This is a genomic window from Pseudomonas yamanorum, from assembly GCF_013386765.1.
Taxonomy (GTDB): domain Bacteria; phylum Pseudomonadota; class Gammaproteobacteria; order Pseudomonadales; family Pseudomonadaceae; genus Aquipseudomonas; species Aquipseudomonas yamanorum_A.
In genome coordinates, this window is record NZ_JACARE010000024.1 from 166,096 (window position 1) to 192,126 (window position 26,031).

General features: G+C 61.8%; 26 protein-coding genes. 12 read left to right on the top strand and 14 right to left on the bottom strand.

The window, feature by feature from the left end; all coding sequences use genetic code 11:
• Positions 1–168: 168 nt before the first annotated feature.
• The gene (locus tag HX875_RS20075; protein WP_177044954.1) at positions 169–945 is read left to right on the top strand and encodes a transporter substrate-binding domain-containing protein; all 777 of its coding nucleotides are present in this window, start codon (positions 169–171) and stop codon (positions 943–945) included.
• On the opposite strand, the gene cynR is transcribed toward HX875_RS20075, so the two are convergent.
• The gene (gene cynR, locus HX875_RS20080; protein WP_177044956.1) at positions 920–1,786 is read right to left on the bottom strand and encodes a transcriptional regulator CynR; all 867 of its coding nucleotides are present in this window, start codon (positions 1,784–1,786) and stop codon (positions 920–922) included. The genes HX875_RS20075 and cynR overlap by 26 nt on opposite strands.
• Before the next feature lie 112 nt (positions 1,787–1,898).
• On the opposite strand from cynR, the gene HX875_RS20085 reads away from it, so the two are divergent.
• The 3 genes from HX875_RS20085 to HX875_RS20095 are packed head-to-tail and all read left to right on the top strand — an operon-like array spanning position 1,899 to position 3,935.
• On the top strand, positions 1,899–2,540 hold the full coding sequence (locus tag HX875_RS20085) for a carbonic anhydrase (protein WP_177044958.1): 642 nt from the start codon (positions 1,899–1,901) through the stop codon (positions 2,538–2,540).
• Positions 2,541–2,569: 29 nt separating this feature from the next.
• A complete protein-coding gene (gene cynS, locus HX875_RS20090; protein WP_088422841.1) occupies positions 2,570–3,040 on the top strand; it encodes a cyanase in 471 nt (156 codons plus the stop codon).
• A gap of 55 nt (positions 3,041–3,095) precedes the next feature.
• Positions 3,096–3,935: a cache domain-containing protein gene (locus HX875_RS20095; protein ID WP_177044960.1), complete on the top strand. Its 840-nt coding sequence runs from the start codon at positions 3,096–3,098 to the stop codon at positions 3,933–3,935.
• 25 nt (positions 3,936–3,960) lie between these two features.
• Here the strand turns inward: HX875_RS20095 and HX875_RS20100 are convergent, their stop codons facing one another.
• Both HX875_RS20100 and HX875_RS20105 read right to left on the bottom strand, forming a co-directional pair.
• On the bottom strand, positions 3,961–4,428 hold the full coding sequence (locus HX875_RS20100; protein ID WP_177044962.1) for a hypothetical protein: 468 nt from the start codon (positions 4,426–4,428) through the stop codon (positions 3,961–3,963).
• On the bottom strand, positions 4,425–5,339 hold the full coding sequence (locus HX875_RS20105) for an NAD synthetase (protein WP_177044963.1): 915 nt from the start codon (positions 5,337–5,339) through the stop codon (positions 4,425–4,427). Before HX875_RS20105 ends, HX875_RS20100 begins: the two co-directional genes overlap by 4 nt.
• A gap of 186 nt (positions 5,340–5,525) precedes the next feature.
• On the opposite strand from HX875_RS20105, the gene HX875_RS20110 reads away from it, so the two are divergent.
• Positions 5,526–6,014, top strand: a complete 489-nt coding sequence (locus HX875_RS20110) for an Hcp family type VI secretion system effector (RefSeq protein ID WP_177044965.1) — start codon at positions 5,526–5,528, stop codon at positions 6,012–6,014.
• Positions 6,015–6,063: 49 nt separating this feature from the next.
• Here the strand turns inward: HX875_RS20110 and HX875_RS20115 are convergent, their stop codons facing one another.
• Together HX875_RS20115 and pobA are read right to left on the bottom strand one after the other, a co-directional pair.
• Complete coding sequence (locus HX875_RS20115; protein ID WP_177044967.1) at positions 6,064–7,575, bottom strand: MDR family MFS transporter; 1,512 nt, start codon at positions 7,573–7,575, stop codon at positions 6,064–6,066.
• Between the two features lie 74 nt (positions 7,576–7,649).
• Positions 7,650–8,834 carry a 4-hydroxybenzoate 3-monooxygenase gene (gene pobA, locus HX875_RS20120; RefSeq protein WP_177045158.1) on the bottom strand — a complete coding sequence of 395 codons (1,185 nt, stop codon included), beginning with the start codon at positions 8,832–8,834 and terminating at the stop codon, positions 7,650–7,652.
• A 188-nt stretch (positions 8,835–9,022) separates the two neighbouring features.
• Here pobA and HX875_RS20125 point away from each other — a divergent pair, with 188 nt between their 5' ends.
• Positions 9,023–9,919 (top strand): helix-turn-helix domain-containing protein, encoded by an 897-nt coding sequence (locus HX875_RS20125; RefSeq protein WP_177044969.1) that lies wholly within the window; start codon positions 9,023–9,025, stop codon positions 9,917–9,919.
• On the opposite strand, the gene HX875_RS20130 is transcribed toward HX875_RS20125, so the two are convergent.
• Together HX875_RS20130 and HX875_RS20135 are read right to left on the bottom strand one after the other, a co-directional pair.
• Positions 9,903–10,079 carry a hypothetical protein gene (locus HX875_RS20130; protein ID WP_177044971.1) on the bottom strand — a complete coding sequence of 59 codons (177 nt, stop codon included), beginning with the start codon at positions 10,077–10,079 and terminating at the stop codon, positions 9,903–9,905. The genes HX875_RS20125 and HX875_RS20130 overlap by 17 nt on opposite strands.
• 100 nt (positions 10,080–10,179) lie before the next feature.
• Positions 10,180–11,085, bottom strand: a complete 906-nt coding sequence (locus HX875_RS20135) for a LysR family transcriptional regulator (protein ID WP_177044972.1) — start codon at positions 11,083–11,085, stop codon at positions 10,180–10,182.
• A gap of 104 nt (positions 11,086–11,189) precedes the next feature.
• On the opposite strand from HX875_RS20135, the gene HX875_RS20140 reads away from it, so the two are divergent.
• Complete coding sequence (locus tag HX875_RS20140) at positions 11,190–12,062, top strand: MBL fold metallo-hydrolase (RefSeq protein WP_177044974.1); 873 nt, start codon at positions 11,190–11,192, stop codon at positions 12,060–12,062.
• Between the two features lie 34 nt (positions 12,063–12,096).
• Positions 12,097–12,711, top strand: coding sequence for an NAD(P)-dependent oxidoreductase (locus HX875_RS20145; protein WP_177044976.1), 615 nt, complete (start codon positions 12,097–12,099; stop codon positions 12,709–12,711).
• Positions 12,712–12,827: 116 nt separating this feature from the next.
• Here the strand turns inward: HX875_RS20145 and HX875_RS20150 are convergent, their stop codons facing one another.
• Positions 12,828–13,706: a LysR substrate-binding domain-containing protein gene (locus HX875_RS20150; RefSeq protein WP_177044978.1), complete on the bottom strand. Its 879-nt coding sequence runs from the start codon at positions 13,704–13,706 to the stop codon at positions 12,828–12,830.
• Between the two features lie 111 nt (positions 13,707–13,817).
• On the opposite strand from HX875_RS20150, the gene HX875_RS20155 reads away from it, so the two are divergent.
• The 4 genes from HX875_RS20155 to HX875_RS20170 all read left to right on the top strand — a co-directional run bounded on the left by HX875_RS20155 (position 13,818) and on the right by HX875_RS20170 (position 19,397).
• On the top strand, positions 13,818–15,443 hold the full coding sequence (locus HX875_RS20155) for a 5-guanidino-2-oxopentanoate decarboxylase (RefSeq protein WP_177044980.1): 1,626 nt from the start codon (positions 13,818–13,820) through the stop codon (positions 15,441–15,443).
• Complete coding sequence (locus tag HX875_RS20160) at positions 15,440–16,882, top strand: aldehyde dehydrogenase family protein (protein ID WP_177044982.1); 1,443 nt, start codon at positions 15,440–15,442, stop codon at positions 16,880–16,882. The genes HX875_RS20155 and HX875_RS20160 overlap by 4 nt, the downstream gene beginning before the upstream one ends.
• Before the next feature lie 254 nt (positions 16,883–17,136).
• Positions 17,137–18,324, top strand: coding sequence for a cyanate transporter (locus HX875_RS20165; protein WP_177044984.1), 1,188 nt, complete (start codon positions 17,137–17,139; stop codon positions 18,322–18,324).
• Positions 18,325–18,461: 137 nt separating this feature from the next.
• Complete coding sequence (locus HX875_RS20170) at positions 18,462–19,397, top strand: LysR family transcriptional regulator (protein WP_177044986.1); 936 nt, start codon at positions 18,462–18,464, stop codon at positions 19,395–19,397.
• A 112-nt stretch (positions 19,398–19,509) separates the two neighbouring features.
• On the opposite strand, the gene HX875_RS20175 is transcribed toward HX875_RS20170, so the two are convergent.
• The 6 genes from HX875_RS20175 to HX875_RS20200 all read right to left on the bottom strand — a co-directional run bounded on the left by HX875_RS20175 (position 19,510) and on the right by HX875_RS20200 (position 26,015).
• A complete protein-coding gene (locus tag HX875_RS20175) occupies positions 19,510–19,872 on the bottom strand; it encodes a 5-carboxymethyl-2-hydroxymuconate Delta-isomerase (protein ID WP_177044988.1) in 363 nt (120 codons plus the stop codon).
• Between the two features lie 70 nt (positions 19,873–19,942).
• Positions 19,943–21,130 (bottom strand): low temperature requirement protein A, encoded by a 1,188-nt coding sequence (locus HX875_RS20180; RefSeq protein ID WP_177044990.1) that lies wholly within the window; start codon positions 21,128–21,130, stop codon positions 19,943–19,945.
• Between the two features lie 26 nt (positions 21,131–21,156).
• Entirely contained in the window at positions 21,157–22,092 is a 936-nt protein-coding gene (locus HX875_RS20185; protein WP_177044992.1) for a LysR substrate-binding domain-containing protein, read from the bottom strand.
• 261 nt (positions 22,093–22,353) lie between these two features.
• A complete protein-coding gene (locus HX875_RS20190; protein ID WP_177044994.1) occupies positions 22,354–23,679 on the bottom strand; it encodes an MFS transporter in 1,326 nt (441 codons plus the stop codon).
• 59 nt (positions 23,680–23,738) lie between these two features.
• Positions 23,739–25,061 carry an MFS transporter gene (locus HX875_RS20195; protein ID WP_177044996.1) on the bottom strand — a complete coding sequence of 441 codons (1,323 nt, stop codon included), beginning with the start codon at positions 25,059–25,061 and terminating at the stop codon, positions 23,739–23,741.
• A 75-nt stretch (positions 25,062–25,136) separates the two neighbouring features.
• Positions 25,137–26,015, bottom strand: coding sequence for an SMP-30/gluconolactonase/LRE family protein (locus tag HX875_RS20200; protein ID WP_177044998.1), 879 nt, complete (start codon positions 26,013–26,015; stop codon positions 25,137–25,139).
• Positions 26,016–26,031 lie beyond the last annotated feature (16 nt).

The following is a 26,031-nucleotide window of genomic DNA, read 5'->3' on the forward strand; positions in this document are numbered from 1 at the left end:
GGGTGTGTGTCGGGGGAACCGTCCATGCGGGAATCACAGTAAAGAGATGCCGGGCAGCCTCACACGCAAGGTTAAGCCGTTAAATCCAGTCTTGACGGAGTTTGGTTGTGCCACGGCTAAACATTTGCAAATAATGGCGGCCCTGCTCATGCCCAAGGACCCGACCGCATGAAAGCTTTGCTGACCCTTTCCCTGCTGGCCGGCCTGTCGACCCAGGCCCTGGCCGACAGCCCCGTATCGCGCCTGGATGAAGTGCTCCAGCGCGGTGAAATGAGCGTGTGCACCACCGGCGACTACAAGCCCTACAGCTATTTGCGCCCGGACGGCAGCTACGAAGGCATCGATATCGCCATGGCCCAGTCCCTGGCCAAGAGCCTTGGGGTGCAGGTGAAATGGGTGCCCACCACCTGGAAAACCCTGATGCCGGACTTCCTGGCCCAGCGCTGTGACATTGCCCTCGGCGGTATTTCGGTGTCGCTGGAACGGCAGAAGAAGGCGTTTTTCAGCCAGCCATTGGGCGTCGACGGCAAGATCCCGCTGGTGCGCTGCGCCGACGTGCAGCGCTATCAGACCGTGGAGCAGATCAACCAGCCGCAGGTGCGAGTGATCGAGCCTGCGGGCGGTACCAATGAAGTGTTTGCGCGGGCACATCTGGGCAAGGCGCAACTGACGCTGTTCCCGGACAACGTGACGATTTTTGAAGAACTGCTGGCCAACAAGGCCGACGTGATGATCACCGACGCCAGCGAGGCCCGCTACCAGCAGAAGCTCAAGCCGGGGCTGTGTGCGGTCAATCCAGAACGCTACATGCAGTACAGCGAGAAGGCGTTCTTGCTGCCTCGGGATGATGTGGCCTGGAAGAGCTACGTGGACCAATGGCTGCACTTGAGCACGGTGAGCGGTGTGTATGACGGCATCATCAACCAGTGGCTGGCTGCGCCCTGACCAGTTCGACAAACGCCCGGCACGCCGCGCTGCGATAACCTCCCTTGCGACTGAGCAGCGCGGCCGTGCGTTGCGGCAACGGCGGGCTCAGCGGCACCGCCTGCAAGCCTGTCTGCACCCGGGCAATCGCGCTGGGCAGGATGGTCGCCAACTGAGTGTTCCGTACGATTTCGATAATCGCGCTGATGGAATTGGCCTCCATGGTGATCAGAGGCTTCGCCGCCTGGCTGCGAAAATACTCATCGATATAGCGGCGAGTGGCGAAGCCTGAGTTCAACAGCACCCATGGCTGCTGAAGCCACGACTGTTGGCCAATACCCGGATGGCCGTCACTCACCACCACGCTCAGCGCCTCGACAAACACCCCTTCACACTCGATATCCGGCAAATGCTCGCCGGTGAAACCGATGCCGATATCCAGCAAATCCTCGGTCAGCGCCGCCTCGATGCGGTCCTGCGTCAGTTCCTCGACGCTGACGGTTATTCCCGGATACAAGCCGCTGAACCGCGCCAGCAGCGGCCCGATCAGGTAGGCAGTAAATGTCGGTGTCATGGCCAGGCGCACGCTGCCGCGGCTCAGGTCCTGCACGTCATGCATGGCCCGGGTGCCGGCCTGCAAATCCTGCAAGGCCAGGCGCGCAAACCGCACATAGGCCTCACCCGCGTCGGTGAGGCTGACGCTTCTGCCGGAGCGATCCAGCAACGCTGCGCCGAGGGTGTCTTCCAGTTGCCTGATCTGCTGCGACAAGGTCGGCTGCGACACATGCAGTGCCTCGGCCGCCCGGGTGAAATTGCGGTGCTCGGCAACAGCCAACAGGTAGCGGATATGACGCAGCAACATGAAGGACGCTCCAACTATAGGCATGACTTATAGAAACCATAATAAGCCGGTCTTGGACGCTATAACTGAAAACTTCCATCCTTGCCCCATCAGCGACGCAAGGAGAACCACCATGCAAGATCTCATCGACGGCTTTCGCAAGTTCCAGGGTGAAGCCTTCACCCAACGAAGCGATCTGTTCAAGCACCTGGCCACCACGCAAAACCCCGGCACGCTGTTCGTGTCCTGTTCCGACAGCCGCGTAGTCCCGGAACTGCTGACCCAGCAGGAACCCGGTGACCTGTTTGTGATCCGTAACGCCGGCAACATCGTGCCGTCCTACGGGCCGGAGCCTGGCGGCGTGTCGGCCACCGTCGAATACGCAGTAGCCGTTCTCGGCGTCAGCGACATCGTGATCTGCGGCCACTCCGACTGCGGCGCCATGACCGCGATTTCCACCTGCAAATGCCTGGATCACTTGCCTGCCGTGGCCAACTGGCTGCGCCACGCCGAGTCGGCCAAGGTGATCAACGCCGCCCGCACTCACGCATCAGACGCCGACCGGTTGAACTCACTGGTACGGGAAAACGTGGTCGCACAACTGGCCAATCTCAAGACTCACCCGTCAGTAGCACTGGCCCTGGAACAAGGCCGGTTGAGCCTGCACGGCTGGGTCTACGACATCGAAAGCGGCGGCATCGACGCCCTTGACGGCCGCAGCGGGCGCTTCGTCTCGCTGCTGGACAACCCGAACACCCGCGCCCACGCCGCCTGAAACCTATCAAACCCCAAGAGGAAATCACCATGCTGCAATCCCAATTTGCCCAAACCCCACGCCTGGCCCTGGCCGACACCGTTATCGACATCAAGGCGCGCAAGAACCTGTCGTGGCAGGACCTCACCGACGGCACCGGCCTGAGCCTGGCGTTCGTCACTGCTGCCCTGCTCGGCCAGCATCCGTTGCCGAAAGACGCTGCCGACGTGGTCTGCGACAAGCTCGGCCTCGACCAGGACGCCAGCCGCCTGCTGCAAACCGTGCCCCTGCGCGGCAGCTTCCCCGGTGGTGTGCCGACGGACCCGACCATGTACCGCTTCTATGAAATGCTGCAGGTCTACGGTTCCACCCTCAAGGCCCTGGTGCACGAGCAGTTTGGCGACGGCATCATCAGCGCCATCAACTTCAAGCTGGACATCAAGAAGGTCGAAGACCCGGACGGCGGTTCCCGCGCGGTGATCACCCTGGACGGTAAATACCTGCCGACCAAACCGTTCTGATTTGCCGGCAAACCGTCTACGCTCTTGGCACACCAACAAGAACGAGGGACGGGTAATGAAAGGACTGCTCCGAGCCACCTGGCTATTGCTGTTGTGCCTTGGCCAGGCGCACGCCGCGACCACTCAGGATGAGGACGCCCAAGCCGCCAAGGCCCTGCTGGAAAGGGCCTTGGCGTATTACCAGAGCAATGGCGACAAGGCCTTTGCGGCATTCAGCCGCCAGGGTGATTTCGTCGACCAGGACCGCTACGTATTCGTGGTCGACACCAAGGGCGTGCTGCTGGCAAGTGGCGGGCCCTCTTCGGCATTGATCGGGCGCAATGTGTCCGAGGTGCTCGGGCCGGATCTGAAGAAGTCGTTCAAGGACGCGCTGGCGGTGCCGGAAGGCAGTGGCATCCAGCAGGCCGAGTACCGGTGGCAGAACTGGAATGACGGCAAGGTCGAGCGCAAGCACGTGTATTACCAGCGCGTCGGGCAGCGGATCCTGGCCGTGGGTTATTACTTGCCACGGGCGACCCCGGAGCATGCCAGGGCCCTGCGCAATAAAGCGGTCAAGGCGCTGGAGAAGGACCCGGTCGGGACACTCAAGGCGATCAACGACATGCAGGGTGGTTTTCTGCAGGACGACCTGTATGTGTTTGTGGTTGACCTCGACACCCACCGCTATGTGGCCCATGGCACGACTGCGCGCTTGGTGAATACGGATTTCAGCAAGATCAAGGATCCCGACGGGAAGCCGGTGGGTGAGCCGATCCTGGCGGTGATGGCGGAGCAGGATCAGGGGGAATACAAGTACCGCTGGAAAAACCCGGTGACCGGAAAGGTCGAGAACAAGCATGCGTATTTGCGTAAAGCTGGGCATTTCATGGTGGCGGTGGGGTATTACAGTCCTTGAGGCCTCGGCGTAGCGATCTGTTTTTTTAGCCCGAGAGCTTCTTTTGCCGACCGAATAGTATTTTTCTTATCCGCTTTCGCCTGTAGCGAAGCTCGATAAACTTTCCACGCATTTCCCGGTGACGCCTGCTGTTAAGTATCAGCAGGCCCAATAACGGCCAAAATAGACTTTCTGCGTAAATGAACTTATTGGGAGAGAACTGAATTGTCGGCAGTGCCGTCAACAGACAAACAATAAAGTAGACCACTAGAGCCCACACCCACTTGGATCGCCCATATAAAACCATGAAGTTGCTGAGCGTAATAACCACGCTCAAAGCCATACACACTCCAAACTCCACCCAGGCGCCAGTTTCTAAAGGCACAGCCCGAAAATAAGTGCTCCCAGCCAACGAAACGGTTGCTGTACCTGCGACAAAGGCTACATAAATCCCTGCCATCAGGACCGGAAGGTAACGCGCTAGAAAAGGACGAAGGGAAAGCAACAGAATCACTCTGGCATCTCCTCATAGAGTCCAACTGCGATGATCCTGATATTTCCAGCCAAGGCGCTACTGGCTATCCCGAGCCCAGCCCCCAACGCCTCCTGCATCTGGATAAACGTGCCACGCCTGATTTCAGTGGGTGTATGCCGCTTGGGCATACCTCCCGTCATTTGCTTGAGCTTGATCATTCTGCGAGTCATTTCGGGATGCTTAACGCTCAGCAGCTCAGTAGTCAGCCTTGCGCGTTCTTGACGGTTAAGCCCTTTGAGAACCTGGCGCGGCGTTTTACCTGTCGATGTTTTGGCCACGTTCACCAATCTGACGGTGGTCAACAAAGAGGCCCCTGCCCCCAGTAATGAAACAGAATCCAGTCCGATCATTACGTTCTGATACCACTCTTCGCTATCCAAGTAGTCATTACGGGCGGGATCAACCAATTCGTTACGAACTCGGAAGAACCCGTTAATGCATTGAGCACCACTTGCCAGCCCGGCTGAAACACCAATGGCAGCGACCACGCCCGAGGCACCGCCACTGAATGGAATCAGTGAAGCGCCACTCATCGCAACCCTCCAACTAATCCATGCCGCCGTGCAGGCCAGCGCCATATTCACCAACTCAAACACCACCTGCGATTCCCGCGGCTCATGCTCCAGCCGCCGAATAAACTCCACTCTCCCGACAGACCGCGGTGCCTCGCGCAAAATCACCTTCTTGGGCACGATGCTGCAAATCGGCTGGAACTCACGCAACACAACCGCCCGTAAATTCCCATCGAGATACACCACCCCGGCCCCGACAATGGCGGGGTCGGCGTCGATGGCAGCAAACAGGCGGCGCACGTCGATACTGCTTTCCACCCGCTGCCGGGTAGTGAGATGGGCACTGGGAAAGCCGTCTTTCATTACGCTGGAAGTCATCCCTTTACTCCTTGGTCTTAAAGAGCGCAGAGCGTAAAGATTGAATCCCCTCGAAGAATGTCAGAAAACTCCTCTTTTCCAGACAGGCACTTCCTGATCACGTCCCACGGTCTTGTGGGCAATATCCGAATAAGAAAAGGTACGTCCCCCCGCCACTACCGGCGAAACATAAGAGAGGGAACGACGATGGCAACTGATATGTTTTTGAAGCTGGGAGACATCAAGGGAGAGTCAAGGGACCAGGTCCATCGCGACGAGATCGATATCACCGAGTGGAACTGGGGCATGTCCCAATCAGGGTCCATGCATACCGGCAGTGGTGGCGGTGCCGGCAAGGTCAACATCGATAACCTGATGATCACCAAGCGCATGGATAAATCCTCGCCCAACCTGATGATGGCCTGCTCCACCGGCAAGCATTATCCCGAGGCCAGGCTGGTAGCACGCAAGGCAGGGGGCGACAGCGCCGTAGAGTATCTGGTGATCACCTTGAAGGAAGTCATGGTCACCTCCTACCAAGCCGATGCAACGCAAACGGCGGATGTACTGACCGAGGTTATCGGCCTGAATTTCGCCAAGGTCGAAGTCGGCTATCAACCGCAAAAGGCCGACGGCGGCAAGGATGGCGGCGCCGTCAAGTACGGCTGGAATATCCGCGAGAACATCAAAATGTGACCGAATGTGGGAGCGGGCTTGCTCCCACATTCAATCTTCATTGCTCCAACTATTTCGCCTTGTCTTCCCGCCCCCGCAGCACGCGGTTAGGCATCGCAATCGCGGCCGCCAAGCCCAGCAACGATACCCCGGCACTGACCATCAGCAAATGCCGGAACGTGATCAGCAACTCCCCCCGCAACGCGTCCTGCGCCGGGCCAGGCGCTGCATTCAAACCATCCAGCAGCACATTCCCCGAACTCCCCTCCGCCACCAGCGCCCCGCTGGCCAGGTGCGCAAAGCTGGAGTCCTGCAACAACGCCAACAACAGCGCCGACATGCACGCCACCCCGACCGCACCACCCAGGGAACGAAACAGATTGGTGGTGCTGGTCGCCACGCCGATGTCCCGCTGCTCCACCGAGTTCTGCGTACCCACCAGGGAAGTCGGAAACTGCATCCCTGCGGCAATCCCGCAGAGCAACATGAACAGACTGGTAACCGCCACAGCCTGGGGCGCACTGAGGGCCATGCCCAGAATCGCGATCGGGCTCAGCAAGGCGCCAATCAGGATCATCGGTTTATAGCGGCCGGTCACCGACGTCATGCGCCCGGCGAAATACGCACCCATCGGCAAGCCAATCGCCAGCGGCAACAAGTGCAAGGCAGCGCTGTCGGCACCCGAGCCGGTAACGGTCTGGTAACGCAGCGGCATCAATACCGTGAGGGAAATCGCCTGGAAACTGGTAAAGAAAATCGTGCACCAGCACAACACCGCGCTGCGGTTGGCGAACAGGTGCATCGGCAACAACGGCTCCCGCGCCCGGCGTTCGTGCCACACAAACAGCGTCAATGCCACCAGCGCACAGGCCAGCAGCCCCAGCACTTCATCGTCACGCCAATGATGGCCCTGGCCGATCTCGGTGATGCCCAGCAACAACGCAGTCAAGCCGACGATCATCAGCACGGTGCCGAGGTAGTCGATCACCGGCTTGCGCTGCGGCACCGGCAGCCCCACCAGCGTGCGATGGGCCACCCACCAGGCGCCCGCGCCCAATGGCAGGTTGATCAGGAACACCCAGCGCCACGACAGGTACTCGGTCATGTAGCCACCCAACACCGGGCCGGCCACGCTGGCCACTGCGTACATGCTGCTGAAATAACCCTGGTAACGCCCACGCTCACGGGGCGGGATGATGTCGCCGATAATCGCCTGGCTGACCGAAATCATCCCGCCGGCACCGATGCCCTGGAGGATCCGCGCCAGCACCAGTTGCTCCATGCTCTGGGCCATGCCGCAAAACAGCGAAGCAACGGTGAACAGGCCCATGCCGATCAGCATCATCGGCCGGCGCCCGTACAGGTCGCCGAGCTTGCCGTAGATCGGCACCGCCACGGTCATCGCCACCATATAGCCCGAGATTACCCAGGCCAGCAGGTTGACGTCGTGGAACTGGGCAGAAATGGCCGGCATGGACACGGCGACGATGGTCTGGTCCAGCGCCCCGAGAAAGATCGCCATCATCAAGGCGACAAGGACACTGCGAACGGCGGGTGTGGCGGGCTGATTGAGGTTGGTCACGGCAGAACCTGCGAGCAAGGGCCCACGGGAAAAGGAGGCCCGCGGGAATGCTCGTCAGTGTACTAGATAGCTGGCTATTCGATAGCCTCGTAAGGAAGTCCGACGTAATTTTCTGCAATGGTTTTACGCCCGGCTTCGGAGTCGACGAAGTACTCCAGTTCGCTCTGGGCGATGCGCTGGCTGAAGCCATCCGCCTCCGGAAATTGGTGCAACATCGAAGTCATCCACCAGGAAAACCGTTCGGCCTTCCAGATCCGCCGCAGGCAAATCTGTGAGTATTTTTCCAGCAACTCCACCCGGCCTTCGCGGTACACCTTGAGCAGGATGTTGAACAAGGTGCTGACATCGCTGGCCGCCAGGTTCAAGCCCTTGGCGCCGGTGGGCGGCACGATATGGGCGGCATCGCCGAGCAGAAACAGGCGGCCGTACTGCATCGGCTCCACCACGAAGCTGCGCAGGGGCGCGATACTTTTTTCAATCGACGGGCCGGTTATCAGTTGCTCGCTGAGTGCCGTGGGCAAGCGGGTTTTCAGTTCGTCCCAGAAGCGCTCATCGGACCAGTCCTGCACCGATTCATCGGCCGGCACTTGCAGGTAATAACGGCTGCGGGTCGGTGAGCGCATGCTGCACAGGGCAAAACCGCGCTCGTGCTTGGCGTACACCAGCTCATCATGGATCGGCGGGGTGTCGGCAAGGATGCCCAACCAGCCAAACGGATAGACCCGCTCAAAGATTTTCAGCGCCTCAACGGGAATCGACTGACGCGCCACACCGTGAAAACCGTCACAACCGGCGATGTAGTCGCAGTCCAGGCGATACTGCTCGCCTTCATGCTCAAAACTCAGCCACGGCTCTGCGCGTTTCAAATCATGGGGCTGTACGTTACTGGCTTCGTAGAAAGTGACAGCACCGCTGGCCTGGCGCGCGGCCATCAGGTCGCGGGTGACTTCGGTCTGGCCGTAGATCATCACCGTCTTGCCGCCGGTCAACGCCTTGAGGTCGATGTGGGTCAGTTGCCCGTTCAACGCCAGCTCAAAACCCTCATGCACCAAACCTTCGGCATCCATCCGCGCACTCACGCCGGCCTGGCGCAACAGGTCGACCATGCCTTGCTCCAGCACCCCGGCCCGGATGCGCCCTTGCACGTAATCCGGCGTCTGGCGCTCAAGAATCAGGGTTTCAATCCCGGCGTTGTGCAGCAGTTGGCCGAGCAATAGTCCCGAGGGACCGGCGCCAATGATGGCGACTTGGGTTTTCAGCGTTTTCATTATTTTTATGGCCCGCAAGCTTCACCGAACGTATTCGGTGAAAGAGTTGTCATTGATGGTGTTGCTGGCATTTTTCACTTGAGTGCCCGGCATAAGAAGGTGAAAACTGAGCCCAAAGCTGCGCTTTTCGCCAATTGGGGCGATTACCGCACAACTCTCCCGAAGTATCGGATGAAGCCATGACCAAAACTGCCAGTGCCGTGATTCCAGTGTTCAAACTCTACGGAGAGAGCCAGCAATGGCCGACCCCGGATTTGTTGCACTGTGAAACCATCTCCCGGCGCAGCCGTGAGTACCAGTGGGAAATCCAGCCCCACCGGCATGCGGACTTGTGCCAGTTGCTGTACGTGCACAAGGGCCAGGCGCAACTGGAGATCGAAGGCCAGCGCAGTACCCTGAGCGAATCGACGCTGCAGGTGCTGCCGCCGTTATGCGTACATGGTTTTCGGTTTTCCGAAGACGTCGAAGGGTTCGTGGTCACCCTGGCCGCACCGCTGATGGCGCATTTGCAGGGGCAACTGGGCGCGGCGCTGGATGGCTTGAACGCCCTGGGCAGCTACCCCGCCGGCAAGGACAGTGACTACCTCAACAGTTTGTTCGCCCGGTTGCAGGAGGAGTACGCCAGCGACCAACCGGCACGGGACATGATGATGCACGCGCTGGTCAGCGTGCTGCTGGTGTGGATCAGCCGCCAGGCGACCCAGCGTCGCCATCCCCGCGCGCCGCGAGGCCGCGAATACTTCCGCCGGTTCACCCAGTTGGTGGAGCAGCATTACCGCGAACACCCGAAAATCGAAGACCTGGCCCACAAGCTCGGGATCTCGGTCTCACACCTGAACGGGACATGTCGGGAATTGGGCGGGCAGCCCGCCTTGCAGATCATGCACGACCGCCAATTGCTGGAAGCCAAGCGCCTGCTGACTTACACCAGCATGACCATCAACGAGATGTCGGAAGTGTTGGGGTTTTCCGACCCGACCAACTTCTCGCGGCTGTTTCGCCGGCGCGTCGGGTTTTCCCCGAAAGCGTTTCGGGAGCAGTTGAAAGCCGATCAGGACGTTAGCGCAACGAGCTGAAGGCGGCCATGTGGCCAACGCATTGGCCGTGATTGCAGCTGGCGGCGTAGCTCGGCTGCATGCGGGCCTGTTCAACGCGGTAGGCGGCAGTGCCATAGAGCGCTGTAGCGGCGGCGCACAGGGTGAAAATCATCAGGTACTTTCTTGTTTTGATCGACATGATGCTGACCTCTGATCGGATCAAGAAGGTGCTTGTATAAGCATAGGTCAGCGTGGGCATGTCGCCATTATCGGGCGCCATTCAATCTGTTTATGTCGGCTTAGAGACCGACGTCCCATTCAGGCTCTTCCGGAAACCTCAGCACCAGGAAATCCAGCAGGCTGCGCAGTGCCGCCGGCATGTGCTTGCGCGAGGCGTACACCGCATAGATGTTCATCTGCTGCGGCTCGGCCTCGGGCAGCAGGCGGATCAGCTCGCCACTGCGGATGTAGTCGCCGGCCTGATAACTCGGCAGCCGCGACACCCCCGCCCCCGCCAGCGTCACCCGCAACAAGGTACTCGCCTCATTGGCGCTGATATTGCCCTGCACCGGCACCGACACCGGCTCGCCGTTTTCCACGAAATGCCACAGGCTTTTGCCGAAGTAGGAATGGGTCAGGCAGTTGTGCCGGGCCAGGTCCTGCACGCGCCGGGGTTGCGGGTGCTCGTGCAGATAGGCGGGCGATGCACAGATCACCGAACGGCACAGCGTGAGCCGGCGGGCGATCAGGTTCGGGTCCAGTTCATAGCTGGTGCGGATCGCCAGGTCGATGCGTTCATCCACCAGGTTCACCGTGCGGTCGAGCATCTGCATGTCGATACTGACCAACGGGTAGCGCTTGACGTATTCGGCGATGGCATCGGCCAACTGGGCCTGGCCAAACGAGGTGCTGACACTCAGGCGCAGCAGGCCGCGGGGCGCTTCGTCGGGTTCGCTGACGGCGGCCTGCATGTCGCTGCACAACTCCAGCATCTGCCGGCAACGGGGCAAGGTTTCACTGCCGGCGGCGGTCAGGCTGAGCTTGCGGGTGGTGCGGTGCATCAGCCGCGCGCCGACCCAGTCCTCCAGCTCTGCCAGATAGCGCGACACCACCGGCCGCGACAGGTCCAGGTGGTCGGCCGCCGCTGACTGGCTGCCCAGGTCCACCACAGCCACGAACACGCGCATTGCTTGAAGACGATCCATGATTTGCCCGCTTTCAGAAACAAACTATGTCCCAGCATCGCATTTTTTGTAGCGTTTGGTGCAACTAAGCTCTGTCCACACCTTAGCGATGACTGGAGCTGCACATGTTTGGATTCTCCCCGCTCAAGCGCGTGGCCCTGGCCGCCGCTACCCTGGCCTTTACCGCCCACGCCGCGGCTGCCGACTTGACCCTGGACGCCTACAACCCGGGCGAAACCGCGATGATGCCGGTCACTTCGGTACTGGTCAGCGGCGACAAGGACGCGATCCTGGTGGACGCCCAGTTCGGCAACACCCAGGCCGAACAACTGGTGCAGAAAATCCGCGCCAGCGGCAAGCGCCTGACCACCATCTACATCAGCCACGGCGACCCGGACTACTACTTCGGCCTCGACACCCTGACCGCCGCCTTCCCCCAGGCCAAGGTCGTGGCACCGCAGCCGGTGGTGGACCATATCAAGGCCACCGTTGAGCACAAACTGGCGTTCTGGGGCCCGAAACTGGGGGCCGACAAACCTGCCAAAGCCGTCATCCCCCAAGTGCTTGAGGGCCACAGCCTGACCCTCGAAGGCAAGCAGCTGGAAGTGATCGGTCTCGACGGCGCGCAACCGGACCGCACCTTTGTGTGGATCCCGTCGATCAAGGCGGTGGTGGGTGGTGTGGTCGTCTCCGAGAACATTCATGTGTGGATGGCCGATACCCAGACCGCCAAATCCCACACCGATTGGCTGGCAACGCTACAACGTATTCAGGATCTGAAACCGCGCACCGTGATTCCGGGCCACTACCTGGGCACGCCGTCGCTCACATCCGTGGCGTTCACCGCCGACTACATCAAGGCGTTTGACGAAGAAACCGCCAAGGCCAAGGACTCTGCCGCGCTGATCAGCGCAATGAAAAAACGTTACCCGACCCTGGGCGACGCAAGCACCCTGGAACTGGGCGCCAAAGTCGCCAAGGGCGAAATGCAGTGGTGAGTTGATTCAACCCTTAACCGTACTGGAGAACGTCATGAGCAAGATCGCAATCATTGGTGCCACCGGTCGTGCCGGTAGCCAACTGCTGGAAGAAGCCTTGCGTCGCGGGCATACCGTGACCGCCATCGCCCGCAATACCGACAAGATCGGCGTACGCCCCGGCGTCACCGCCAAGCAAGTGGATGCGCTGGATGCCGAGGCGCTGGAACAGGCCATTCGCGGCAACGACGTGGTGATCAGTGCGGCGCACTTCGCCACGCTGCCGGCAGACGCGGTGATCAATCCGGTGAAAAAGGCCGGTGTGAAACGCCTGCTGGTCGTGGGCGGTGCCGGTTCGCTGCTGTTGTCGGGCGGTAGCCGGGTGATCGACAGCCCCGGCTTCCCCGAGGAATACAAAACCGAAGCCAGCGCCGGCAGCGTGTTCCTCGACACCCTGCGCCAGGAAAAAGACCTGGACTGGACCTTCCTTTCGCCCTCGGCGGAATTCACCGAAACCGCCCGCACCGGCAAATTCCGCCTGGGCCAGGATGAGTTGCTGGTGAGCGAGGAAGGCCGCAGCTGGATCAGCTTTGCCGACTTTGCAATTGCGCTGATTGATGAAGTGGAAACACCGAAGCATTCGCGCCAGCGGTTTACGGTCGGATACTAAAACACACTGCAGAACCCGTGTGGGAGCTGGCTTGCCTGCGATAGCGGAGGTTCAGCAATACAGATGCTGGCTGATGCACCGCCATCGCAGGCAAGCCAGCTCCCACATTTTGATCTTCATTGTGGCGGCTGTTGCGCTTGGCTGACCAACCAATTCATCAGCGCTTCCAACCCCGCCGAGGGCTCCGTCCCCGGCGGGTACACCAGGTAATAACCCATCCCCGTCGGCACCCGCAGTTCAAACGGCGTCGCCAGCCGCCCCGCTTTGAGATCTTCGCCAATCAGCGCGCTGTCGCCAATCGCCACGCCGGACCCCTGGGACGCCACCGTCATCGCCAGGTCCAGCGTTTCAAAATGATGCCCCTGAGCCAGATTGCTCAAACGCGTATCCGCCGCCTTCAACCACAACGCCCAATCCCGTTCATCCCGCGTGGGGTGCAACAGCACCTGTTGCTGCAAATCCGTTGGCGTGTGCAAACCACCGAGCAACGCCGGTGCGCACACCGGCGTCAGGCGCTCATCAAACAGGTGCCGTGCCTCGCACGACTGCTCGGCAATCGGTGCATAGATCACCGCTGCATCGAACTGCTCACGGCGAAAATCGACGGTGTAGGCCACGGTAGTCGTGAGTTCCACCGGCACGTCCGGGCGTTCCTGCTGCCACTGCATCAGCCGTGGCAACAGCCAGCGCATCACGCAGGTGGAGGCCTTGAGCTGCAAGGTTTCGCGGCGGGTGCCGATCTGCTCCACCGCCTCACCGATCAAACCAAATACCTGCTGCACCCGCAGCGACCATTCGCGGCCCTCCTCCGTCAGGCTCAAACCCCGGGCCCGGCGCTGGAACAGCGCATAACCCAGGTGACTTTCCAGCCCGGCAATCTGCCGGCTCACCGCGCCCTGGGTGATGTGCAATTGCTCGGCGGCACGGGTGAAGTTGCAGCACTGGGCCGTGACCCAAAAGGTGTGCAAGGCGGGCAACGGCGGTAGGCGTTTCATAAGGGCGCAGCCATGACGTGAGGACATGGCTAGTATGACTTTTTATCGATTGTTGCCGCTACGGGCCAGCCGTTCCAATACCGGCCTTTATCAACAATAAGAGCGACGACAATGGCGACCTGCGGCGAAGTATTGGTCAACCTGCTGGAAGGCTACGGCGTGGACCAGGTGTTCGGTATCCCCGGCGTGCACACCGTGGAACTCTATCGGGGCCTGGCGCGCTCCAGCATCCGCCATGTCACCCCGCGCCACGAACAGGGCGCCGGCTTCATGGCCGACGGCTATGCGCGCACCAGCGGCAAACCCGGTGTGTGTTTCATCATCACCGGCCCCGGCATGACCAATATCACCACCGCCATGGGCCAGGCCTACGCCGACTCGATCCCGATGCTGGTGATTTCCAGCGTGCAGTCCCGCAGCCAGCTGGGCGGCGGGCGCGGCAAGCTCCACGAGTTGCCGAACCAGGGCGCGATGATCGCGGGCGTGGCGGCGTTCTCCCACACCTTGATGTCGGCGGCCGAGTTGCCCGGTGTGCTGGCCCGGGCGTTTGCACTGTTCCAGGCCGGGCGACCGCGCCCGGTACACATCGAGATCCCGCTGGATGTGCTGGTGGAAAACGCCGATGCGTTGCTCGGCAGCGAGCCGGTCAGCGTGTCCCGCGCCGGTGCTGCGCCGTCGGCGGTCAAGCAGATGAGCCGGTTGCTGGCGGCCGCCAAACGCCCGCTGATTCTCGCCGGTGGCGGTGCCATCGACGCCGCGCCCGAGCTGACGCAATTGGCCGAAACCCTCGGTGCCCCGGTCGCCCTGACCATCAACGCCAAGGGCATGCTGGCCTCCCACCATCCGCTGCTGATCGGCTCGACCCAAACCCTGGTCGCCACCCGCGCCCTGGTGGCCGAGGCCGACGTAGTGCTGGCGATCGGCACCGAGTTGGCAGAGACCGACTACGACGTGACCTTCGCCGGCGGCTTCGAAATTCCCGGTGCCCTGCTGCGCATCGACATCGATTCCGACCAGACCGTACGCAATTACCCACCGCAAGTCGCGCTGGTGGCTGACGCGCAAATCGCTACCCAGGCATTGCTCGCCGAACTGGGCAACACGCCCTTGGCCGCCCGCGACAGCGGCTGGGGCGCCCACCGCGTCGCCCGCCTATGGAGCGAACTGGAACCGACCTGGGACGCCGCCACCCGTGCGCAAACCCTGTTCCTCAACACCATACTGGAAGAGCTGCCCGACGCCGTACTGGTGGGCGACTCCACCCAACCGGTGTACACCGGCAACCTGACCCTGAACCTCGACCAGCCGCGCCGCTGGTTCAACTCCTCCACCGGCTACGGCACCCTCGGCTACGCCTTGCCGGCGGCCATCGGCGCATGGCTGGGGCGTGGCAACGGTGCGCCGGTGGTGTGCCTGATCGGCGACGGCGGCCTGCAATTCACCCTGCCGGAACTGGCCAGCGCCGTGGAAGTACGCACCCCGGTGATCGTGCTGCTGTGGAATAACCAGGGCTATGAAGAGATCAAGAAATACATGGTCAACCGCGCCATCGAGCCGGTGGGCGTCGACATCTACACCCCGGACTTTATCGGCGTGGCCAAGGCCCTTGGCGCGGCCGCCCAGCGCATCCAGGGTGTCGAGGAATTGCGCAGCGCATTGCGTGCTGCCACTGATCGCCAGGGGCCGACGCTGATTGAAATCGACCAGGGGCTTTGGATGAAAGAGGTGGCGGTATGAGCACGGTAGTGAACGGGCTGTATATCAATGGCGTGTGGCGTGCGGGCCATGAGGTGCTGGACGTGATCAACCCGGCGACCGAGGCCACGTTGGCCCAGGTGAATGTGGGTGATGCCGGCGCAGTGACCGAGGCCGTCGGTGCCGCCAGCGCGGCCTTCCCGGACTGGTCCAGAAGCACCGGCCGTGATCGCGCCGCGCTGCTGCGCAAAATCGCCGAGGGCGTCAGCACCCATCGCGAACACCTGATGCACCTGCAATCGAGCAACAACGGCAAGCCGCTGTTCGAGGCCGGGATTGATGTGGATGACGTGATCGCCACCTTCACCTATTACGCCGGTTTGGCCGACGACATGGACGCCACCCAGGATCGTTCGGTGGCACTGCCCACTGAGGATTTCAGCGCCCGTGTACGCCGTGAACCGTGCGGCGTGGTGGGCCTGATCGTGCCGTGGAATTTCCCGATGGTGACCACCGCCTGGAAGCTCGCCCCGGCGCTGGCTGCCGGCTGCTGCGTGGTGCTCAAGCCTTCGGAAGTCACGCCGCTGGCGGAACTGGAACTGGCCAGGATCATCGCCTCGGTGGGGTTGCCTGCCGGCGTGTTCAACGTGGTCTGCGGCACGGGCCTGGCGGTGGGCGCGCCACTGGCGGCGGACCCGCGAGTAGCAAAAATCTCCTTCACCGGCAGCAATGCCGTGGGTGTGCAGGTGATGCAGCGCGCCGCCGAAACGGTGAAGGGCGTGAGCCTGGAGTTGGGCGGCAAATCTTCCTTGTTGGTGCTGGCGGACGCCGACCTCGACCTGGCCGTGGAGCTGGCCTGTGGCGGTGGTTTCTTCAACGCCGGGCAGATGTGTTCCGCCACCAGCCGGGTGTTGGTGGCCGACGAGTTGGCGGACGAGTTCCTGACCCGTTTGCAGGCCAGGGCCGAGAGTATTCACGTGGCGGACCCGTTTGCCGACGACGTGGAAATGGGCGCGCTGGTCAACCGTGCGCAGTACCAGCGGGTGCTGGGGCATATCGAACGTGGCGTGCAAGCCGGTGCGAAATTGCTGTGTGGCGGCGCACGCCCGGCGGACTTGCCTCACGGTTACTTCATTCGCCCGACGGTGTTTACCGAAGTGCCGCTGGACAGCGCGTTGTGGAACGAAGAAATCTTCGGCCCGGTGCTGTGTGTGCGCAGTTTTGCCAATGAAGCCGAGGCGGTGGCGCTGGCCAATGACAGCGAGTTCGGCCTGGTGGCCAGTGTGCTGAGCAGCGACCTGGAAGCGGCTGAACGGGTGGCCAATGCGTTGCAGGTGGGCCTGGTGTGGATCAACGCGCCGCAGGTGATCTTCCCGCAGACGGCGTGGGGGGGTTACAAGCAGAGCAGCATTGGCCGGGAACTGGGGCCGTGGGGGTTGCAGGCGTTTCAGGAGATCAAGCATGTGATTCGGGCGGTCTGAAACCATCAGACAATACAGTCCCTGTGGCGAGGGAGCTTTTGTGGCGAGGGAGCTTGCTCCCGCTGGAGTGCGAAGCGCTCCCAAAATTCTTGGGGCCGCTACGCAGCCCAGCGGGAGCAAGCTCCCTCGCCACAGCAAGCTCCCTCGCCACAACAACCCCACCCGCATTTTTTCAATAGCCCCAACGACTTTCTCATTTGCCGCCCTCCCCCACGCCCGGCCTAATGCTGCCCTTGTCAGCTTAAGGCCCGCCCATGGAAAACGTCCGCGCAAAACCCGCCACCGCCGTTTGGCTGATGATCAGCGTGGTGCTGGTCGCCCTCAACCTGCGCCCGTCGATGGCCGCCGTCGGTCCGTTGTTGTCGTCAATTCGCGCTGATGTGCCGTTGAGTTTCAGCACCGCCTCCCTGCTGACCATGTTGCCGGTCATGGCCATGGGCCTGGCGATGTTTTTTGGCATGGGCGTGGCCAAGCGCTTCGGCGAGCATCGCAGCATTGTGCTGTCGCTGGTGGTGATCGGCCTGGCCACCGTGTCACGCTTGTTTCTCGACTCGGCGGCTGAGCTGATCCTCAGCGCCATCGCCGCCGGCATCGGGATCGCGATGATCCAGGCGTTGATGCCCGCGTTGATCAAGTCGCGCTTCAGCGACAACGTTTCCCTGTTCATGGGCCTGTACGTCACCGCGATCATGGGCGGCGCGGCCCTCGCCGCTTCGTTCTCGCCGTTTGTCCAGGTGCACACCGGCAGTTGGCGCATCGGCCTGGCAATCTGGGCGGTGCTGGCCGTATTGGCGCTGGTGTTCTGGTACGCCCAATGCTCGGTGTTGCCGCCTCTGCCCCAAGCCGGCACCGGCCCGCAGGAGTCGTTCTTCGGCAATCGCCGCGCGTGGTTGCTGGCGCTGTTTTTCGGCCTCGGCACGGCGTCCTACACCTGTGTGCTGGCCTGGCTCGCGCCGTACTACGTGGAACTGGGCTGGAGCGAACAGAATGCCGGCCTGTTGCTGGGCTTTTTGACCGCCATGGAAGTGGTCTCCGGCCTGGTCACCCCGGCCATCGCCAACCGCCGCCAGGACAAGCGCGGCGTGGTCGCGGTGCTGCTGGTGCTGATCATCGCCGGCTTCTGCGGCCTGATCCTCAGCCCGCAACACCTCAGCCTGCTGTGGCCATGCCTGCTGGGCCTGGGGATTGGCGGGTTGTTTCCGATGAGCCTGATCCTGTCCCTCGACCACCTGGACAACCCCCGCCGCGCCGGTGGCCTGACGGCCTTTGTGCAGGGCATCGGCTACCTGATCGCCGGTTTGTCGCCGCTGATCGCCGGGATGATCCGCGACCAACTGGGCAGTTTCGAATGGGCCTGGTGGTCACTGACGGCGGTCGTGGTGGTGATGCTGCTGATCGTACTGCGCTTCGACCCACGGCATTACGCGCGGCATATTCGCTGAGGTCGTGTTGTAAACATTATTTGTCCCACCTCAAACAGAGAAAGGTCCGACAGAGCTTTCTATTGGCACGAACGTTCCGTTAACATTTTGTATTGTCTTGTACCGAGCTCGGTACAAACGATTTGCGGACGGAATGGATGCTAAACAGCAACTTGCTTAGAAAGCTCGATATGCAGGACCTGATGGTGTTTGTCGCTGTTTACGATCAAAGCAGCGTCACCGAGGTCTCTGAAACCCTGTTCGTCAGCCAGTCCACCGTGAGCTACAGCCTGAAGAAGCTGCGCACCAGCTTTGAGGATGAGCTGTTTATCAACACCCGGGCGGGCATGCGTCCTACGTACAAAGCCACGAGCATGTACGGCCATGTGCAGAAAATCCTCGAGAGCATCAACCTGTGCCACGCCGGCAGCCAGGCTTTCGACCCCACCCAGAAGGCCGTGGCCTTCAACGTCTGCGCCCCTGAATATTTCGAACAGTTGATCCTGCCGCGGCTGCTGAAAACCTTCGACCACGCCGACCTGCCGGTGATCGTCAATGTGCACAAGCTGGAAACCGACATTCCGGCCGACGCCTTGCGCGACGGTCGCCTGGACCTGGTGATCTGCTTCGGCCCGCATTTTCATCGGGCGCACAAGGACTTCAAGACCCAGATGCTGCTGGAAGATGACCTGGTGTGCGTCTTCGACAAACACTCGGCCCCCCGGGAGCCGGCGTTCAGCCTGCAATCCTTCGTCGAGCGGCGCCACGTGTTCCCCACGCCCTGGAGTTCGGACACCAACATGATCGACGGCTGGCTGGCGCGCCAGTCCCGCAAGCGCCAGGTGATCGCCCGGGCTAACAGCTACAGTGCGGCGCTGAAGATGATCACCGGCACCGACTTTATCGTCACCCTGCCCCGTCGGGTGCAGAAGCTGCTGGCGGACCAAACCCTGTTCGGCCATTGCGATGCGCCGAACGGGTTGCCGGGGTTTACCCTGGATATGCAATGGAACGAACACAGCGAGCAGGACAGCGCCAACACGTGGTTCAGGGAGCAGGTGGTGAAGGTGTGTGCGGATCAGGGGTTGCTATAACCTTTTTTTGTAGGAGCGAGCTTGCTCGCGAAGAACGTTAACGATAACGCGGGCATTCAGGATTCCCGCGTCGCCTGTCAGTTCTTCGCGAGCAAGCTCGCTCCTACAGTGGTTAGCCGATGGTGACTTTGCTGTAGGACTCGCGATCCATGTCCACCAGCAACACACTGAGCTGCACCTGCAAGTCCGCAGGCCAATCGCCCAAATCCTGCAGCGCCGCCAACAGGCTCTCCGACAACTGCTTCTTGACCTGCGGCGATCGCCCGCTGAGCAATGACAGTTTCACCGCGATAAACGCCCGCGGGCTCAAGGAAGTGCCGACCTGGAACGTCTCGACCTTCTGCGCCCGACTTTTGATATCGAACTCGGAACCGAACTGCCCGGACGCCATCAGCACGTTGTTGAGCCGCAACAGGGTTTTCTCAACGGCCAGCTCTGTGAGGTTGGCGGTGTATTCCAGATGCAGGTGCGGCATGAAAGGCTCCGAGTTGTTGTAGGAAAAGAGTCATACATATAGCACGGTGCCGCGCAGAATCAGACCGCTTTCAATGTGAAACTTCGGTCACGCTGCGCAACGCACGATTTTCCCAAATGGCCACCACCACCAACACGGCCGACGTCAGTGCGCCCAGCACCAGCGCCGAAAACATCTGCTGCAAGCCCAGCGGCAACAACACCAGTAACAGCAACAACCCGCCCAGGTGCGAGAGCGGTGGCAATGGCCGGTCGCTCATCACCCACTTGAACAACGCACTGCCCAGCAGGAACAACCAAGGGCCGGCGATGATCGCCACCACGCCCGCCTGGCTGGCGTGCCCCGGGTGCACCAGCACCAGTTCGTCGGCCACCGCACTGACAATGATCCCAGCCACGATCAACACATGCAGGTAGGTGTAGGCGATCCGCGCCTGGCGTCCCGGGTCGGCGGAGCTGGCGATGCGGTGGTGGGCGCGCTCGGCGCCGCTGTCGAAATAGATCCACCACAGGGCGATGCTGCCCACCACCGCCACCAGAAACGCCGCCAGGCCTTCCCCGCTCCAGGGCAATTCGGCGAAGGTGGCGCCGGTCACCAGCAACGACTCACCGAGGGCAATGATCACAAACAGGCCGCAGCGCTCGGCCATGTGGTTGCCTTCCACATTCCAGTCCGAAAGCGTCGAGCCCCCAAGCCCCGGCACCCAGAAATACACCGACGGCGAAATCAGCTCGATCAACAGCGCCAGGGCCCAGAAGGCCAAACGCTGCTCGCCCTCAAGCAGCGCACCGGTGATCCAGAACACCCCGGAAAACAGCATCCACGCCAGGATCCGCTGGAAATTGCGGGTCATGTTCAGCGACTCGCCACGCACCGCCCACAACGCAAACAAAGTGCGCCCGGCCTGCATGAATACGTAGGCGCCGGCGAACAACAGGCCACGGTCGGTAAACGCCTTGGGAATCGACGAAGACAACAGCAGGCCCGCCACCATCAAGCCGAACAGGCCGATGCGGATCGGGATTTTTTCCGGGTCGAGCCAGTTGGTGACCCACGAGGTGAAGATCCACACCCACCACACCGCCACCATCATCAGCGCCACCTGCACCGCACCGCCGATGGACAGGTGCGCAAGCAGCGAATGGGACAACTGGGTCACGGCGAACACGAACACCAGGTCGAAAAACAGCTCGACCATGCCAACCTTGCCGCTGTCATGACTGCCGCGACCACGCAGCAAGGAACGGGATGGGGTCATGGGTGGATCTCCCTGAAGGTGTTATCTCAAGATTTTGGCGTTACCACCGCCAGCATGTCCCGCTCACTCATGAACGCCTCCAGGCGCGAGCGCATCCAGCGTTCCGCCGGGTCGGTGTCGACGTGGCTGAGCCAGACCATCGACAAGTCCAGGGTCGGAGTTTCGAACGGGAACGGCTCACAGAACAGATTCCCGCCGGCGGCCATGGCCTGGGCAGTGTAGTCCGGCAGGCTGGCGATCATGTCGGTGCCGGCGAGCAACGCCGGCAGCGCGCTGTATTGCGGCACCGACAGCACCACATGGCGCTTGCGACCGATCTCCGCCAGCCACTCATCGGCAAACCCGGACACGTTGGCAGTGTGGGACACCAGCACATGGGGCCGTGCGCAATATTCGTCGAGGGTCAGGGGGTTGTCCGAGGCGTCCGCCCGCAACAGGCACGGGCGGATATGCCGCAATAACTTGCGCTTGGCATTGGCCGGCAGGCCGCGGGTCTGGGTGATGCCGACGGTGATATCACCGGAGGCCAGCAGGTCCGGGATTCGCCAGTAATCCACATGCTGCACCACGAACACCACCTGCGGCGCTTCCTGGCGCAAAGCGCGCAGCAGCGGCGGCAGCAGGCCGAACTCGACGTCGTCGGACAGGCCGATGCGAAAGGTCATGGTGCTGATGGACGGGTCGAAATCGTGGGTCAGGCTCAGGGCCGACGACAAGGAATCGAGGGCCGGCGACAGGTGCTTGATGATCTCCTCGGCCCGCGCCGTGGGTTCCATGCGATGGCCGACGCGAATGAACAGCGGGTCATTGAACAGCGTGCGCAGGCGGTTGAGGGCGGAACTGATGGTGGGCTGGCCGAGAAACAGCTTCTCGGCCACCCGGGTCACATTGCGTTCGAGCATCAAGGTTTCAAAGACCACCATCAGGTTGATGTCGGCCTTGCGTAATTCATTGCGATTCATCGGCGCTCGCCCCACTGCCCTGGATAGGAGGCAGTTTAGGAACTCCCGGGGCCCTGCGTCTATGCGCACACTGTTCAACGCGGGCCTTTGAGACTATAAAACAGCTTCCGAGGCTTGCGAGAACACAATCGTGCTGGTCATTTCTGCCTTGAGCGTCCTGGTTGCCGGGATTTTGCTCTGGGCCATCAAATTTATCGCTCACCCCACCGCCAGGACATTGTTGCGGGTTTTCGTCGGTTTATGCCTGGCGGCAGTCGTCGCTTACCTGGTGCTGGCTTCGGGGTTTCCCACCTCATTGCTGGTGTGATCGGCCTCCTGGCCCTGGCGCAAACGCAGTGCGGCCAAGGCGGCCACCACCAGCACCACGGCAATCACTTTCAAGCCGTTCATGGCATTGCCGGTGCTCATCTCGATTGCGCCCATCACCGACGGCCCGACAAACCCGCCGAGCAATCCGCAGGCATTGACGAAGCCCAGCCCGCCCGCCAGCGCCACGCCTTTGAGGCGCGAAGCCGGGTACAGAAAGATGATCGACTGCACCACAAAGAACATCACCGCCGACACACAGAAACCCAACAGGCTGAACACCGGCCCCGACACCGAGGCAATGCCCAGCCCCGCCGCCATGGTCAGCAGGCCGGTAATCAACAGCCGCCGGGCACGGGTGGGTGTGGTCGCAAACCGCGGCAGCAACACCGCCCCCGCCGCCGCGGCAATCCACGGCAATGAGGTCAGCAGGCCGACGCTCATGGTGCTCAGTTCACCGTATTTGCTGATGATGCTCGGCAGGAAAAAGATCACGGTGTAGATGGTGATCTGATGGCAAAAATACACAAAGATCGCCAGCAGGATCTGCGGGGTCAGCCAGTTTTTCAGCGAATGCCAGCCCTCGCCTGCGCCCTCTTCGGTCTCCATCGCGATGCGCTGTTCAATCCCCCGCGCCTCTTCGGCCGAGAGCCACGGCGCCTTGCTCGGACGGTCCGGCAGCTTGCGCCACACCACCCAGGCAAACGCCACGGCTGGCAAGCCTTCGAGCAGGAACATCCACTGCCAGCCGTGCCAGCCGAGCATCCCGTCCATGCGCATCAACGCCGCGCCCACCGGGCCGCCGATGATGTTGGCAAAACACACGCCCAGCAGGAAATACCCGGTGGCCCGCGCCCGCTGCTCGCGGTTGAACCAGTAGGTGAGGTACAGCATCACCCCGGGAAACAGGCCGGCTTCGGCAATGCCCAGCAGCAGGCGCAGGACATAGAACGAGGTCTCGCCCTGAACGAACGCCATGGCCGCCGAAATCAGGCCCCAGGTCACCATGATCCGGGCGATCCAGAAGCGCGCGCCGACCTTGTGCATGATCAGGTTGCTGGGGATTTCCGACAGTGCGTAGGTCAGGAAAAACAGCCCCGCGCCCAGGCCGTAGGCGGCAGCGGAGATTCCCAGGTCAACGTCCAGGTGATGCTTGGCCAGGGCAATGTTGGTGCGGTCCAGGAAGCTCAGCACGTAGGCGATGATCAGCAAGGGCATCAGCTTGACGAACATCAGTTTGTTCAACTCCCGTGGCTCACGGGCGGTAGTGGCAGTCTTCATCGAGCAAGTCCTCTTGGCGCCCCGCCAGCACACTGGCTGGGGGACGCATCGGTGTTGTTCTAGGGTTCGAGTTGCGCAACCAGCGCCGGCGGGCGATGGGAAAACAATTGCAGCAGCGCCCCGCCCAGGGCACAGCCGGCCATCACGAAGAAGCACACCGTGTAGCCGTGCAAGGTGGTCCAGCCGCCACCCATGGCAATCAGGCTGCCCATCAGCACCGGCGCCAGGCCGCCGCCGATAAACATCGCGGTGGTGATGATGCCGTTGGCAGTGGAGGTCGCCGACGGCTCGGCCGAGTCGCAGGCCACCGCGTAGTAGATCGGCCACACCGCGTTGGCCACCAGGCCGAACAGCAGCTGCACGACGATGATCAGGGTCAGGGTGTTGGCGAAGTAAAACGCGCCGACACTGGCGGCCATCCACACCCCGCAGATGATCAGGGTGACACGCCGGCCAATGATGTCCGACAGCGATGGCCACACCAGTTGCCCGAGAATTCCGGTGAGGGTGAACACCACGCTCATCCCCGCCGACTCCGCCAGGGACAGCCCGGCAATGTTGTACAGGTAGGCCGGCAGCACGATGTTGACGCCCATGTACACCACCTGGGTCAGCATCGTATTACCCGCTGTCAGGGCGATATTGCGGTTGCGCAAGGTGGCGATAAACGTGCGCCAGGCGTGGCCTTTTACCTGGCTGGCCGGCGCGTTGTCCGGCGGGGTCATGCCCTTGGCGGCGATGTCGACGTACAGCGCGGTGATGCGTTCGGCGGTGGAGTATCGCGCCCAGAAAATCATCAACGGCAACGCCACCACAAACGCGAAGAAAAACACGTAGCGCCAGTTGTCTTCCCCAAAGGTGCTGATGACAAAACTGGCGACGATGCCACTGAGCATGGCGCCAATCGGGTAACCCGTGTGGTGCGCGCCCAGGGCAAAACCGCGGCGCTCCACCGGCCACCACTCGGCGGTGTTGCTCACGCCCACCGGCTCGCCCCAGCCTGCGCCGAGGTTGACGCCCACCCGCAGCGCAATAAAGGTTGCGAGGTTGCCGCTCAGGGCCTTGAACCCGGACAGAAACGAAATCGCGGTGTAGCCCAGCACCAGCGGCACCTGGAACCGCGCGCGCTTCCAGCCACCGCCGTAGCGGTCGCTCCACATCGATCCGGGAATATCCAGCAGGGCCAGGGCGAGCATGATCACCGTGGCCATGGTGCCCCACTGATCGGCCGACAAATCGAAGTGCTTGGAAATGGTCGGCCCCAGGCGCAGCACGATCTCACGGTCGTAGGCGTTGAGGATCCAGATCATCCAGCACACCAGCAGCGACACCCAGGAGTGCCGGTGAATGCTGCGCAGCGAGGCTTTTTTCAAGATTGCCATGGGTTTCTCCAGGCGCGCGAGGGCGCGCACTGACACAAGGTTGCGGAAGGAAAGTGCCTTGTTGAAAAAAACGCGCTAGCTGGCGAACCGTCGCTCGGCTATTCCTTGCACGCCTAGCCCGGTGATCGCAAAAAGCGCCCCGCGCTGCTGACCGTCGGCCGGGAAACGCGGCAACGGCGGCTTGGCCATGGAAGTCACGAACAGGGTGTCCAGGTTCGGCCCGCCAAAGGTCAGGCTGGTGACCTTTTTCACCGGCATCTGGATGATCCGGTCGACCTGGCCATCGGGTGTGTAGCGCACCAGTTGCCCGGCGTAGACCAGCGCCTGCCACAGGCAGCCTTCGGCATCCACGGTGCAGCCGTCGGCGGCGCCACCACCGCTGGTGTCGACCTTGGCGAAGGTGCGTCGATTGCTCACGGCGCCGCTGGCCTGGTCGTAGTCATAGGCCCAGATCTCGCCGGACCAGGTGTCGCAAAAATAGAATGTGTCGCCCGACGGGCTCCAGCACGGGCCGTTGGACACGATGATGCCTTCGTCCAGGGTGTGCAGGCTCAGGTCTGCGTCCAGGCGGTAGAGTTTGGCGCTGGCGCTGTCTTCAAGAGTGTCCATGGAGCCGAAGACAAAGCGGCCCTGACGGTCGACCTTGCCGTCGTTGAGGCGGTTGTTGGGCAGCGCGGGTTCCGGGTCGATCACCAGGGCCAGTTCGCCGCTGCTGAGGTCGAGGGTGTGCACGCCGTTTTGCAGGGCGACGATGGCTTGCTCGCCACTGTGACGCAGGGCCATGGAGCCGATTTTCTGGCCCACGTCCCAGGCGCGCAGCTCGCGACCGTCATCGGTGCAGCGCAGGATCCGGCCGTCGGCGCTGTCGATCCAGTACAACCGTTGTTGCAGGACGTCCCACACCGGGCCTTCGCCCAGGGTGGTCTTGACGTCCACAAGCACTTCGATACGCATGGTGTTATCCCTTTTT

Excerpts from the sequence above, each read along its gene's own strand:
- HX875_RS20175 (WP_177044988.1), bottom strand. The coding sequence starts at position 19,872 with ATGCCGCACCTGCATCTGGAATACACCGCCAACCTCACAGAGCTGGCC.
- HX875_RS20165 (WP_177044984.1), top strand. The coding sequence starts at position 17,137 with ATGGAAAACGTCCGCGCAAAACCCGCCACCGCCGTTTGGCTGATGATC.
- HX875_RS20110 (WP_177044965.1), top strand. The coding sequence starts at position 5,526 with ATGGCAACTGATATGTTTTTGAAGCTGGGAGACATCAAGGGAGAGTCA.
- HX875_RS20200 (WP_177044998.1), bottom strand. The coding sequence starts at position 26,015 with ATGCGTATCGAAGTGCTTGTGGACGTCAAGACCACCCTGGGCGAAGGC.
- HX875_RS20155 (WP_177044980.1), top strand. The coding sequence starts at position 13,818 with ATGGCGACCTGCGGCGAAGTATTGGTCAACCTGCTGGAAGGCTACGGC.
- HX875_RS20195 (WP_177044996.1), bottom strand. The coding sequence starts at position 25,061 with ATGGCAATCTTGAAAAAAGCCTCGCTGCGCAGCATTCACCGGCACTCC.
- HX875_RS20125 (WP_177044969.1), top strand. The coding sequence starts at position 9,023 with ATGACCAAAACTGCCAGTGCCGTGATTCCAGTGTTCAAACTCTACGGA.
- HX875_RS20150 (WP_177044978.1), bottom strand. The coding sequence starts at position 13,706 with ATGAAACGCCTACCGCCGTTGCCCGCCTTGCACACCTTTTGGGTCACG.
- HX875_RS20085 (WP_177044958.1), top strand. The coding sequence starts at position 1,899 with ATGCAAGATCTCATCGACGGCTTTCGCAAGTTCCAGGGTGAAGCCTTC.
- HX875_RS20170 (WP_177044986.1), top strand. The coding sequence starts at position 18,462 with ATGCTAAACAGCAACTTGCTTAGAAAGCTCGATATGCAGGACCTGATG.
- HX875_RS20130 (WP_177044971.1), bottom strand. The coding sequence starts at position 10,079 with ATGTCGATCAAAACAAGAAAGTACCTGATGATTTTCACCCTGTGCGCC.
- cynR (WP_177044956.1), bottom strand. The coding sequence starts at position 1,786 with ATGTTGCTGCGTCATATCCGCTACCTGTTGGCTGTTGCCGAGCACCGC.
- HX875_RS20185 (WP_177044992.1), bottom strand. The coding sequence starts at position 22,092 with ATGAATCGCAATGAATTACGCAAGGCCGACATCAACCTGATGGTGGTC.
- HX875_RS20160 (WP_177044982.1), top strand. The coding sequence starts at position 15,440 with ATGAGCACGGTAGTGAACGGGCTGTATATCAATGGCGTGTGGCGTGCG.
- HX875_RS20190 (WP_177044994.1), bottom strand. The coding sequence starts at position 23,679 with ATGAAGACTGCCACTACCGCCCGTGAGCCACGGGAGTTGAACAAACTG.
- HX875_RS20135 (WP_177044972.1), bottom strand. The coding sequence starts at position 11,085 with ATGGATCGTCTTCAAGCAATGCGCGTGTTCGTGGCTGTGGTGGACCTG.
- HX875_RS20140 (WP_177044974.1), top strand. The coding sequence starts at position 11,190 with ATGTTTGGATTCTCCCCGCTCAAGCGCGTGGCCCTGGCCGCCGCTACC.
- HX875_RS20145 (WP_177044976.1), top strand. The coding sequence starts at position 12,097 with ATGAGCAAGATCGCAATCATTGGTGCCACCGGTCGTGCCGGTAGCCAA.
- HX875_RS20075 (WP_177044954.1), top strand. The coding sequence starts at position 169 with ATGAAAGCTTTGCTGACCCTTTCCCTGCTGGCCGGCCTGTCGACCCAG.
- HX875_RS20105 (WP_177044963.1), bottom strand. The coding sequence starts at position 5,339 with ATGACTTCCAGCGTAATGAAAGACGGCTTTCCCAGTGCCCATCTCACT.
- HX875_RS20095 (WP_177044960.1), top strand. The coding sequence starts at position 3,096 with ATGAAAGGACTGCTCCGAGCCACCTGGCTATTGCTGTTGTGCCTTGGC.
- HX875_RS20180 (WP_177044990.1), bottom strand. The coding sequence starts at position 21,130 with ATGACCCCATCCCGTTCCTTGCTGCGTGGTCGCGGCAGTCATGACAGC.
- cynS (WP_088422841.1), top strand. The coding sequence starts at position 2,570 with ATGCTGCAATCCCAATTTGCCCAAACCCCACGCCTGGCCCTGGCCGAC.